Genomic DNA, 12,735 nt, shown 5'->3' with positions numbered 1-12,735 from the left:
TAAGGAAGTACTTATGAAAAAATTAATGATTGCTACTACTGTTGGTTTAGCTATTACCCTTGTGGCGGGTTGTGCACAAAAGTCAGTTGTTCGCTACGGTGATGCGACAGCGGTTGAGACGACCGATATTAACTTTGGCTCTACTGACTTACAAAAAGTTGCTGGAGAAATGACTGACTCGCTATTATTGTCGCCAGTTGTAGGTACGTTAACGCAAAATAAACGTCCGATCATGTTCGTTGAGCGCCTAAAAAATAAAACCAGCGAACATATTGATACTGAATCAATTACTGATTCAATTTCCACAAAGTTACTACGTTCAGGCAAGTTTCGCTTTGTTGATATGGCGCGAGTAGAAGCGGCTCGTGAACAAATAAAATTTCAACAAGACAGTGGTATGGTTGACACCAATAAAGCTGTGCAATTTGGTAAGCAAGTTGGCGCTGAGTATATGCTTTATGGGAACTTATCAAGTATTGTAAAATCTAACAAAGACAAGTCTGATGTCTATTATAAATTTACACTACGTTTAATGGATTTAGAAAGTGGCTTAGTTGAATGGGCTGACGAAACTGAAATTCGCAAAACTAAAGTTAAAGCATCAGTGGGTTGGTAAGAGCTGATATTAAATATTTAGGGGGAGATCATGAAAACAAAGCTATTTTCTTGTTTGTGCCTATTAACGATTTTATTAAGTCCAATAGTGAATGCGCAATATGACAGAAATAAAGCCGTACCTGTCGAAAAAGTTCTCTTTGGAAAAGTACAATCGGTTAGAAATATTACTGAAGTAGAACTTATCGAAGATAAAGACAAAGGCTGGAAAGTTTTTGGTGGTGCGCTTATTGGTGGTGCGGTTGGCAATCAATTTGGTAGTGGTAGTGGCCGAGATGTAGCTACTGTCCTTGGTGCTTTATTAGGCGGTTCTATGGCCAATAATAAAAACCCACAATACCACCGTAAGACGCTTCATTTAGTTGAATTAATGATAAAAACTGACCAGGGTAAGGAGTTTATGGTCATACAATACTTAGACTCAAGAATGATTTTTCAACGTAATGACGCTATCCGCCTCATTTATTTGGAAAATGGCTCTGTACGGCTTGATAAACAAATGTAAATATTCAAATAAATATATCAGGCTTGATAAAAAGTGAGTTGGTGTTAGCACCTGCTCATTTTTTTTGTTTAAATAATAACGACTTCGATGTCATTATCTCTATCTTGTTCAAGATATAACTGTGCTAGGTCAGCACTGCCGAATGATTTTTTTATTTTTTGATAAGCAATGAATTTTTGTCTTGCGAGTTTGGGGTCTTTACTTTTAAGCAGAAATAACCAAGTTTTTACCAGAGCAGTTGGCATTCTTTTCATATTATTACTCCATTAATAACATTTTGATGGAGTATAGATAATATTAATAAAAAAACGACCTTTATTTTAGAAAAAGGCGCTTAAAGCACGCTAGAGTAGATAAAGAAGTTTTAGCTTGTAGTAAAGTACTTGGCCGCTTATCAAGTTAATAACTAAATAGATGGGTATTTATCCCCTTCCTTAATAAGAGACAATATCATCGATATAGCCGCTTTCTACTGTCGTAGAATGAGTTTTTTTCCTCTATCAACAAAAAACCGCTAGATATTGCTATCGAGCGGCGAAAAGTATTTAAAACAAGTTGACGAGCTTTTAGTGTTGAATACCACGTTTGTTTTCTTGCCAGCTTTGTTGTAAACCAAAGGTTTTCATCGCTTGTTCAAGGTTATATTTTTCAACCATTTTTACCACTTGCTCTGAGGTTTGACGTTGCCAAGGGATCTGGTCAAGGTTAGCAATACCTAAAATAGTTGCCCCCATAATAGCGGCGTTCAATTTTAATTGTTGTTGGTCTACTTTTTCAAAGGTGTCTGATTGAGCATGATAATTAGATGCATAGTTAGCGTCTGCTTGGTTAGCCACAAGGTTTGCGATACCTTGCATCATAAAGTCATAATTGTCAGTGCCAACAACTGGATCGATTATTTGGCTAAATGAACCCAATTCTGCGTCGGGATGCAAAACACTGTCGATGGTTGCTCTAATTTCTTCACGACCATTAATAAAAAAACCAGTAATAGCACCGGTGCCAATGTCTATGGTTGCGGCTAAGACATGATTATCTAACTCGTCTCTATGTGTTTGAGTGTACCCCCAAGAACCGTACATACCTTGTTCTTCGCCGTTAAATAGTACAAAGCGAATAGTACGCTTAGGTGTTATAGCAAGCTTAGTGATTTGACGAGCAAGATCTATCACTAGACTAACATTAGCACCATTATCAAGAGCGCCAGTACCCAAATCAAAAGAATCAATATGAGCACCAATTAAGACAATCTCATCGGGATAGGTGTCACCTTTTATTTCAGCAACAACATTATTAGCTTGATAAGGCTTTTCACCTAATATATTTATTTTCGCTGTTAATTTTAGTGATTCACCTGAGTTCAGTAGGCGTTGAGTGCGAAGGGCACTTTCCCTTTCCATAACAACAATGGCTAATTTATTATCAACCCCTGAGCTAGGTAAGTGGCGGTACAAGAGGTTTTTTGGCCGAGAAGACATATAAATAATACCTGTGGCTTTGACCGCTAACGCTTGTTCTTCGATGATGACCGCATTGTTATACTCTTGAAAAAGGCCTGAGATGCCGCGTTCATCATCCAAAATATCGGTTTCAATAAGTAACCACTTATCTGCTAAGTAATGGTCAATATTCATTTTTTCAAAATCTGCCACGCTACCTTTATTCAGATTGACGATTTTAGCGCTCAGGCCTCGATAATGGGTTTTTTTAGTAAAAGGCATAGCAACAATACGAGGTGAAAAATTTATTTGGCTATTAAAGACTTTAGCGCTAATCGTTTTCTCAGACCAAGCTCTTGGCATAGTAAAACTTTCTTTTTTAGCGGTAACACCCGCTTCATGAAATTTTTTCAGCGCCCAGTTAACCGATTTTTTATTTGCCTGAGTACCTGTTAAGCGAGCGCCTATTTCATCCGTTAGTTGCTTCAAGTCTGAAATAACTGGGGTGGGCGCCTTTAATGTGGCAATTAAGTTCTCAATGTCGCTATTAAAAATAGAGGTCGCGTAAGCACAATTGATTAAAAAAGCTGGCATAAGCAGCAAAGGAATAATTTTCATTATATTATTTTCTTTTATTGTTTTAACTATACATAACGCTTGGGGAATAATCAGTCAAGTTTGTTTTCAATAAAATATTATTAAGAGAAAAAATAAAAAGTTAACATCTTAAAGTAACTAGATAGAGATCAGTTAGATATAAGAATTTCTTTAATGATTTATTAAAACTTTACCCGTGAATTTTTAATATAAATCAGTGGTGAAGCTATCAATTAAATTACAACTCATTTTTAGAGTGACTTTATTTATCAATGTGTTGCTAAAAGTTTACAGAAAAAGTAAACCTTTTAAATTTGTTTACTATTTTTGGTATGAATTCTATACGTTTAGGCTAATGTTAGTTTGTTCAGTTTAACTTAAGTTACGTTTAGTTAAGGATATTACGAAGTTGTACTTGAGTGATCAGTGTTAAGGAATTAGCTGAATAATTATAAAAATAAATATAATTAACTAAAGGATAATATTATGACAAAAGCATCCCCAATAGCGAAAGCTATCAAATACGCACTGCTTGCTGGTGTATCTACTTCAATGTTATCAATGCCTGTTTTTGCTGAAGAAGTTGGCGCAGAAAAAGAAGTTGAACGAATTTCCGTTACGGGTTCACGCTTAAAAAAAGCAGAATTTTCAAATGCTTCACCTATCCATGTCATCACGGCTGAAGATGCAATGAAAGCTGGCGTTAGAACAGTCGCTGATTTATTACAAAATACATCAATGGCAAATGGTCAACAATTTGATGGTTCATATAACTCTAACTCTGGTGGCTCTAATGCATCAGAGGCACCGCCAAGTGGTGGTGTCGGTTCATCTAATGTTGGTTTACGTGGTTTAGGCCCAGAGCGAACTCTTATTCTTATTAATGGTCGACGATTGGGCTCATCAGGTGTGCGAGGTGCTCCATCACAACCTGATTTAAGTTTGATCCCGGTTAATATGGTGCAGCGTATTGAAGTGATCACCGAAGGAGCTTCATCTATCTACGGCGCCGATGCTGTTGCGGGTGTTATTAATATTATTCTCAAAGAAAGTTTTGATGGTTTTGAAGTTTCAGCAAATATTTCTGATACGCAACACGGTGGGGGCGCTACAAAAGATTTCTCATTTATTACTGGTTTTGAAGGTAAAAAATCAAAATTCACCCTCTCTGCATCTTATTATGAGCGCGATCGCATCGCCGTAAAAGACCGTACCGATTGTATTCGTAAAATATTTGAAGACGACAACGGCAAAAGAACCTCGGTGTGCTCAAGCCGCTTTTGGGATAATTCTATCTTAGATATTACCGGTTACAATGCTGATGATCCAAACGCGCCAGTGATGACCTATCCGCATCCATCAGGTATTGGTTTTTTTACCACCCCTGGCTCATCTGATGTTGGTATTCCGGGTTTTAGTTCGGCTTTTGGTTTACCCATTCCAAATGATCCTAACATTGATATTACCAGTTCAGATCAATTTAACCGCCGTATATACTCACCGGCACATTCTGATGCTGTTGACCGTATGGAAGCCGATTTAATTCAACCAGTAACTCGTTTTACTCTGGCGGTAAATGGTAGCTACTCACCTGATTTTTTTGGTGGTGATGAAGAAATATTTTACGAAGGTTATTATTTCCATCGTAACCTAACCAGCTTAGCTTCTACTGAACAAATTTATCCAACAATAGCTGCTAATATCCCCCATGAAGATGCTAATGGTAATTTAGTCACTAACCCCGATGGCTCATTAAATTTAGTTGATAACCCACTAAACCCATTTCCAGATTATGATGTTTCTCACATCATGACTTTAGAAGACTTACCACAAAAACGAGAGGTTGAATTAAATCACTTCCGCTTTGTTACTGGTTTACGTGGTGACTTTACCAGTGACTGGCTATCTAATAAGGGCTGGAGTTATGAGGTGTTTGTTTCATACGACCGCGGTGTTGGTGATCAAACTCAACCCGTAATGAATGAAACTAACCTAGCATTAAGTTTAGGGACATTGCGTCTAGACAATGCCGGTAACCCTATTTGTGGAATTAATGCCCCAGCTGGTATTGGTTTTATTACTGCCAATGAATGTGTTCCTGTCGACTTTTTTGCAGAATCTATCTTTAATGGCGGCAGCTACGGTGGCGGTACATTCGCTACACAAGCAGAAAAAGACTTTTTAATCGGTACGCGTATTAATACAACAACTGTTCAGCAATCAATGCTCTCAGGTTTTGTTACCGGTGACGTCTTTGACTTTGAAAAAGGTGCGGCTGCAACCGTTGCCATGGGACTTGAGTACAGAAAAGATCGCATAGATTCTGCGGGTGATATGCTAGGTTCAACAGGGTTAGTCGCGGCAGAGAATCCTTTAACAGAAGGAGCAACCGTTGGCTCTCGTGATGTGAGTGATGTTTTTGCGGAGATATCATTACCGATTGCGGTCGATCAAAACTGGGCAAATTTATTTGAAGTTGAAGCGGCACTTCGTTATACCGATGAGTCTAACTTTGGCAGTGAATTAACCAATCGTGCACGTGTTACCTACAAGCCTTCTGAAACTTTACTATTTAGCACCTCGTATGGTACCTCTTTTCGAGCACCAAATTTACGAGAGCAATTTCTTGCTAACCAATTTGGAGGTGTAAGTGGTAGTGCTGATCCTTGTATGGTCTCTGAATCTTTAACGACAAATAGCCAATATGATCCCTCTAAAGAAAATCGCTCACAAACAATTTTAGATAACTGTAGTGCTCAAGGTGCTGACTTTACTCAAATTGGTTTGAGTGGCGTACCCAGTATCCCAACCTCTTCAAGCGGTAATGCTAAAGACCTAAAACCTGAAACATCAGAAAATATTACGGCAACATTTAAGTGGACACCGGTGTTTGAAGGGGATTACGAGTTTAACTTTGGGGTTACTTACTTCAGCTTAGTGGTTGAAGATACTATTCGAACAATTAGTGCGGCGACTATTTTAAAGCGTTGTTTTGATTCTCCTAATATGGAAAGCTCATTTTGCCCTCGTATTTCAAGAAACAGTGGTAATGCACCCGTGATTAATTTTCCAAATTTAATTGATACCTCGTTTATTAATATTGGTGAAGAGACCTCGAAAGGTGTTGATGTTAATACACGGTTCGTGACTAACTTTGATAATGTAAGAATGACATGGGACAACCAATATACCTTACAAACTGAACGAGAAGTCACTATATTCAAAGGCGAATCATCTGAGGACTTGTTAGAAGATTTTGGTACGCCAGAGCATCGTTTAGTGTCAACCTTGAATTTTTCAATGGATGAATGGAACTGGATGATCATGGCAAATTATATGTCGGGTACTCAATCAGCTGATGATGTCAGAGATACGGCTAAATGTGATGTCTTTATTAAAAATGAAGACTTAGTTGGTAAGCCGCAAACGGTACCTGTTTGTTCTGCCGATAGTGCGGTTTATGTTAATACATCAGTCACTTATACCGGTGATGACTTTTTAGTGACAGCAGGTATGAAAAATGTCTTTGATAAAGCGCCAGAGTTAGTGGATTTAACTGCTGGCTCGAACCGTGGCAACATGGTGACTTCATCGGGATATGATTTATATGGACGTAGCTTTTTCTTAAATGCTTCGTATCGCTTTTAGTCATTTAAGTAGTCATATTTAAGCAAGTCGATAAAGGGCGATACGAGAGTACCGCTCTTTTTATTCAGGCACTTGTTTGCTACGAATCAAGTTAAGCAGATAACCTTTGTTATTGCCTAAGCCTATAATCTTAAGCTTTATTCGCATTTAAATCATGGCTAGTTGTTAGTAAGGATAAACGCTATCAACTTGTTTTTTTTGCATTAAAACGCTAATTTTTTATCATCGGTTCAGGTACACTACCTTTGATAATAATATGACAAAAGGTGAGCTACTTGCAAAAAATCCTTATTTTTGGCAATGCTGCAGCAGGTAAGTCGACTTTAGCTAAAAAAATAGCGGCAAAACAAGGCTTAGCACATTTAGATCTTGATACGCTCGCCTGGCTGGCAACATCTCCACCGCAAAGAAAATGCCTGTCAGATTCAGCCATTGCAATTGACACATTTACTCAACAACATGAAAATTGGGTAATAGAAGGATGCTACAGTGACTTACTAGAGCTACTGATTAATAATAATGCAGTAGACCATGACAACGTTAACAAGAAAGCGTTTGCTAACGAAATTATCTACTTAGATATAACGATTAATACATGCATTACCCATGCTGAAAATCGTCCGTGGGAAGCGCATAAATATCCATCAAAGCAAGCTCAGGATGATAATTTAGCCATGCTAATCGATTGGATAAAGGCTTATGATACACGCACCGATACTTTTTCAAAGCTAGCTCACCAGCAACTTTATACTCGCTTTGTCGGTAAGAAAAAAACCATAAAAACCCATGAAAAATAACTCACACCTAGGTTTAAAACCTTAAGATAACTTTATGAAATTTCGTATTCTCCATACTTCTGACTGGCATCTAGGCCAAAATTTTTACGGTAAAAGTCGTGCTGCAGAGCATCAAAATTTTTTAAATTGGTTACTCACACAAGTTAGTGAACATGACATTGATGCAGTGATTGTTGCGGGTGATATTTTTGATACCGGCACGCCACCTAGCTATGCCCGAGAAATGTATTTTGATTTTATTGTTAATATGCATGAAAAAAACTGCCAATTAATCATTCTGGCCGGTAACCATGACTCTGTTGCCATGCTTGGTGAGTCGAAGCAGTTATTGTCACATCTATCATGTCAGGTGATCACCAGTGTTAGCGATAAGATAAATCAGCAAGTCATTACGCTTAACAATAAACAAGGTCAACCAGGGGCGATATTGTGTGCTATTCCTTTTATCCGCCCGCGCGATATTATTAGCAGCAGTGCGGGGCAATCTGTTAAAGATAAACAACAGTCATTGCAGCAAGCGATTAGTGAACACTATCAAACACTATTTACCCAAGCAGAAGTTATTTCTTCAGTAAATGATGAAAAAAAATTACCGGTTATTGCCACTGGGCATCTAACCACCGTTGGTGTGACCAGTAGTGAGTCGGTGCGCGATATTTATATTGGCACCTTGGAAGCTTTCCCTGCCAATGCTTTTCCGCAAGCCGATTACATAGCGCTTGGCCATATCCATCGCAGTCAACGGGTTGCTAAATCTGAGCATATTCGTTATTGCGGATCGCCAATAGCCTTAAGCTTTGATGAAGCAAGTCAAACTAAAAAAGTCTTAATCGCAGAATTTGAACAAGCAAAACTGAGTCAGGTTATTGAACAAGATATTCCCTGTTTTCAACCTTTATTGATGGTAAAAAGTAAATTAGAACAGCTCAGTGAAGATATCAATAAGCTGGTTAGCGAGCTCAATAGTTCTAAGACCTCATTAGAGAAAGAACAAAAAATTTGGCTTGATATTGAGATTAACAGTGCTGAATATTTACAAGATTTAACCCCTCGCATTGAAGCGCTTGTTAAAGAACTACCGGTAGAGGTCTTGTTGGTGCGACGCAGTAAAACATCTAGGCAGTCGATGCCAGAAAGCCAAAAGAAAATTACCTTAAATGAATTATCTTTAGCCGAGGTGTTCTCAACGCGATTACAGCAAGAAAATTGGCAAACAGACACAGAGATAAGCCAAAAAGATCGACTTGAAAAAATGTTTGCGCAAACACTAGAGCAAGTGCAACAGCAAAATATCACAGGCGAAAAACACAGTGAAAAATCTCAAGTTGCAGGTGAAATTAAGTGAGAATATTAAGTTTACGATTTGAAAATATCAACTCACTTAAAGGTGCGTGGAAAATTGATTTTAGCCAAGCACCTTTTGACAATAGTGGTTTGTTCGCCATTACAGGACCAACAGGCGCTGGAAAAACCACCATATTAGATGCTATTTGCTTGGCGCTCTACCATCAAACACCCCGTTTAAATATTTCAGATAAGCAAAACCAATTAATGACCCGCCATACGGCGAGTTGTTTAGCTGAAGTTGAATTTGAAGTAAAAGGTAAAGCTTATCGAGCTTTTTGGAGTCAACGACGCGCTAAAAATAGTGTTGAAGGGAATTTACAGAAACCGATTGCGGAACTTGCCGAAATTTCAATGTCGACAGCAGATAATGATCAAATAATAGCAACAAAAGTCTCGCAAGTGCGCAATGAAATAGCCAGTTTAACCGGTTTAGATTTTTCTCGTTTTACCAAATCTATGATGCTTTCACAGGGACAGTTTGCCGCTTTTTTAAATGCCCCCAGCAACGAACGAGCTGAACTTTTAGAAGAGTTAACCGGTACTGAAATTTATGGGCAGGTTTCACAGCAAGTCTATCTGAACCATAAAAATGCCAGTAACGACTTAAAAATATTACAAGCACAGAGTCAAGGTACCGTTATATTATCGGCAGAAGAATTAACCTCGTTGACTCAACAACTTGCAACGCTTGGTGATGATGAACAACGAGTGGCCACTGAACATGATTTGTGGCAAAAAGCACATCTTTGGCAACAAAAGTCGCTTGAAAACCATAACAGTATTAATGTGGTTAACAACCAACTTGAGTGTGTAGCACAAAAAGAGCGCGACGCCGAAGATGACTTACGCTTATTGGCTTTAGCTAAGCCGGCTGAGAAATTGCGACCTGTTTTCGAGCAATATCAGCAAAAAATACAATTACAAAAATCATTAGTGGTCAGTAACAATGAACTTTTAATTAGTTGTAAAAATATCGAACAGCAAACAACTATCGCTCAGCAAGCCTATGAAGCCTTAACGAAAGAGCAGGGCATTCAATATTTAGCCGATCAACGCATTGAAAATCTGATCATTGAAGAAGTGATCCCCCTGGATAACAAAATCTTTCATTGGGTTAAACAAAAAGAAGAATCAGCCAATAAATTAGTTGAGTTAGCTAGTGCTCAACAATTATCAAAAAATAATTGTGACAAGTTAGCTAACGAGCAAGAACAACATCAAGTACAGCTTATTAAGAATGAAGGCTTTATTAGCAATAATCAGATATTGAAACTTTTGCCCGAGAAGCTGCCATTATGGCAAAGTCAGTATCAATATTTATCGCTCACTGAAGATGAAGTACAGCAAATCCTGAGTGACCAAAAAAGCTTACATTTACAACGTCAACAATTAAATGTTCAACAAGAAACCCAGCAAAATCTGATCAATAAACAGCAAAGTGTGCAAGATGGTCTTATTGAGCGATTTGAACAATATCAACAAGAAATAGCCGACGTCTTAGCGCAAGTGTCGATGAATGACCGATCAGCATTACAAAACAAGATACAACAACGACAGGGGCAAATTGCTGAGCAAATAACTGCCCTTGAAAGCGCTCGTCGCTTTAACTTTTTAACAAACGAAGTCGCTAATGCTAGTGCCGATAACGCAGAAAAAAAACAGCAATATCAACGCGTTTCTGAACAAGTACTTGAATTAAGAAACCAATATCGACAAGTGCAGATAAGGCGTGATGATGTCATGCTTATTGTCGATCAACAAAAAACTATTTTATCGTTAAATGAACATCGTAAAAATCTTCAGCCCGAGCAAGCGTGTCCATTATGTGGTTCAAATGAGCATCCGGCTATTGACGAATATTCATCATTAGCCGAGGGGGAATCGTCTGAGTACCAGCAAAGGTTTGAGCAGTTAACGCAACAATTAAAACAATTAGAGCAGCAAGGCAAGGCTCAAGCAGAAATACAAGCTCAGCTTAAGGCGGAACTTGGCGTTGCCGATAAACAACAAAAAGAAAAATTAACAGAGCAACAAGTTTTATTCAGTCAATGGCACTCAAAAGCACAGCCACTCGATCTAGATTGTCCAATAGCAGATTTGGCCTTTATTGAGTCTTTTATTGGCGAGCGAGAAAATAAGCTAGAAAATTTTGTTAACACAAACGTTAGGCTTCAAAAGGCTGAACAACATTTACAGCAGTGCCAGCAGCAATTAGTCGCTGCTGAAAAAGATAAATCAACGCTTGAAAACCAAGCTTTACTGCTGATAAATAATCAAGAAAATGTCCAAATAAGTTTGCAACAATTAACGGTTCTTCTCACACAAAAGCAAAAAATTAAGGCCGAAGGGCTTACTGCTTTTAAAGCCGATATTACCGCCATCGCCAAGCAGGTAAATACCGAGCAAAGTAGTGTATCATTTGCAGCGTTGTTTAACGAAAACACTGAAACGCTAACCAGTAATGAAATTTTTTCTACTTGGTTTACTGAAATAAGCGAACAAGTAAAACACTATCAACAGACGTTGCAACAACAAGAACAGTTCTTGCAGGTCATTACAGGGTTAAAGCAACAGTTGGCTGTTGCACAAATACACCACAATGGCCTCAATGACGACCACGCGCAAGTTAGTCAAACTCACGGGCAAGTTATCAGTGAACTTAAACAAGCTCAACAGCAACGCTTTACTCTTTTTGAAGAAAAAACCATTAGCCAAGTCAGAGCGGATATCACCACTAAGCGAAATGCGGTAGCTGATGAGCTTGATAAATTACAACAAACTTTTCAGCAATGCATGCAAACGCACCAACACCAACAAGGTCTTTTAAAAAGCGCAGAACAGCAATTAACACAGCTGAATGAAGAAGTTGAATTATTGACTTCAGCGTGGCAAAACGCCTTATCTAAAAGTGATTTTTCGCAAGAATTTGATTTTATCAATGCGTTATTACCTCCTGATAAACAAGATGTGTTTCAGCAAGTATCAGACAGTATTACCCTTGAAAAACAGCGTTCACAAACACTACTTGAACAACATCAGCAACAACTTCAACAATTGACTATTGAGCAAGCTGCGATTCAACAAGCAGGTGTGACTGATTTTAGCACCTTGGCGATCACGGAAAAATTGGCAGCATGTAAAGAGCAATTGAAACAAGCGCAGATACAACTAGGACAATTAGGGCAAACATTAAAACAAGACGACATTCAACGCCAACAACAACAAGGTTTACTGGAAAAAATAACGGCTTTACAAAAAGATGTTGATGATTTAGCCCATTTAAACGGCTTAATTGGTTCGGCAGATGGCGCGAAATTTAGAAAGTTTGCTCAAGGATTAACGCTCGCTCATCTCGTTTATTTAGCGAATCAACAGCTCGAGCGCTTACATGCTCGTTATCAACTTAAGTGCCAACAATCGGAGGCATTAACCCTTGAAGTCCTTGATACATGGCAAGCAGACAGCGTACGGGACACCAAAACACTTTCTGGCGGTGAGAGTTTTTTAGTGAGTTTGGCGTTGGCGTTAGCTTTGTCTGATTTAGTCAGCGCCAAAACCAGTATCGACTCTCTTTTTCTTGATGAAGGTTTTGGCACACTTGATAACGATACACTCGAAGTGGCACTTGATGCGTTAGACAGTTTAAATGCTAGTGGCAAAATGATTGGTGTCATAAGTCATGTAGATACGCTTAAAGAACGTATTCCTGTGCAAATAAAAGTTAAAAAATGCAGTGGATTAGGTGTAAGCGAGCTAGAGAGTCAGTTTAGATTTTAGTCGACAAGGG

At 38.4% G+C, this 12,735-nt stretch carries 8 protein-coding genes; 6 read left to right on the top strand and 2 right to left on the bottom strand.

Annotated elements, in window-relative coordinates:
* Window positions 1–13: 13 nt before the first annotated feature.
* On the top strand, window positions 14–616 hold the full coding sequence (lpoB, locus tag H4J56_RS09475) for a penicillin-binding protein activator LpoB (RefSeq protein WP_070376678.1): 603 nt from the start codon (window positions 14–16) through the stop codon (window positions 614–616).
* 30 nt (window positions 617–646) lie between these two features.
* The gene (locus H4J56_RS09470) at window positions 647–1,120 is read left to right on the top strand and encodes a glycine zipper 2TM domain-containing protein (protein ID WP_182214311.1); all 474 of its coding nucleotides are present in this window, start codon (window positions 647–649) and stop codon (window positions 1,118–1,120) included.
* A gap of 68 nt (window positions 1,121–1,188) precedes the next feature.
* Here H4J56_RS09470 and H4J56_RS09465 read toward each other — a convergent pair whose 3' ends face one another.
* Both H4J56_RS09465 and H4J56_RS09460 read right to left on the bottom strand, forming a co-directional pair.
* Window positions 1,189–1,374, bottom strand: a complete 186-nt coding sequence (locus H4J56_RS09465) for a hypothetical protein (protein ID WP_182214313.1) — start codon at window positions 1,372–1,374, stop codon at window positions 1,189–1,191.
* Between the two features lie 312 nt (window positions 1,375–1,686).
* Entirely contained in the window at window positions 1,687–3,177 is a 1,491-nt protein-coding gene (locus H4J56_RS09460) for a M28 family peptidase (protein WP_182214315.1), read from the bottom strand.
* Between the two features lie 465 nt (window positions 3,178–3,642).
* Here H4J56_RS09460 and H4J56_RS09455 point away from each other — a divergent pair, with 465 nt between their 5' ends.
* From H4J56_RS09455 to H4J56_RS19905, 4 genes are all read left to right on the top strand, one after another.
* Window positions 3,643–6,804: a TonB-dependent receptor domain-containing protein gene (locus H4J56_RS09455; RefSeq protein ID WP_182214317.1), complete on the top strand. Its 3,162-nt coding sequence runs from the start codon at window positions 3,643–3,645 to the stop codon at window positions 6,802–6,804.
* A 275-nt stretch (window positions 6,805–7,079) separates the two neighbouring features.
* Window positions 7,080–7,601: a shikimate kinase gene (locus H4J56_RS09450; protein ID WP_182214319.1), complete on the top strand. Its 522-nt coding sequence runs from the start codon at window positions 7,080–7,082 to the stop codon at window positions 7,599–7,601.
* 34 nt (window positions 7,602–7,635) lie between these two features.
* The gene (gene sbcD / locus H4J56_RS09445) at window positions 7,636–8,946 is read left to right on the top strand and encodes an exonuclease subunit SbcD (RefSeq protein WP_182259233.1); all 1,311 of its coding nucleotides are present in this window, start codon (window positions 7,636–7,638) and stop codon (window positions 8,944–8,946) included.
* Window positions 8,943–12,725: an AAA family ATPase gene (locus H4J56_RS19905; RefSeq protein WP_182259232.1), complete on the top strand. Its 3,783-nt coding sequence runs from the start codon at window positions 8,943–8,945 to the stop codon at window positions 12,723–12,725. Before sbcD ends, H4J56_RS19905 begins: the two co-directional genes overlap by 4 nt.
* The last annotated feature ends 10 nt before the right edge of the window (window positions 12,726–12,735 follow it).

Source organism: Colwellia sp. BRX8-4 (genome assembly GCF_014077345.1).
Lineage (GTDB): Bacteria > Pseudomonadota > Gammaproteobacteria > Enterobacterales > Alteromonadaceae > Colwellia_A.
Note: the sequence above shows the minus strand (reverse complement) of the source record. Positions and strands in the feature narration are given on the sequence as shown.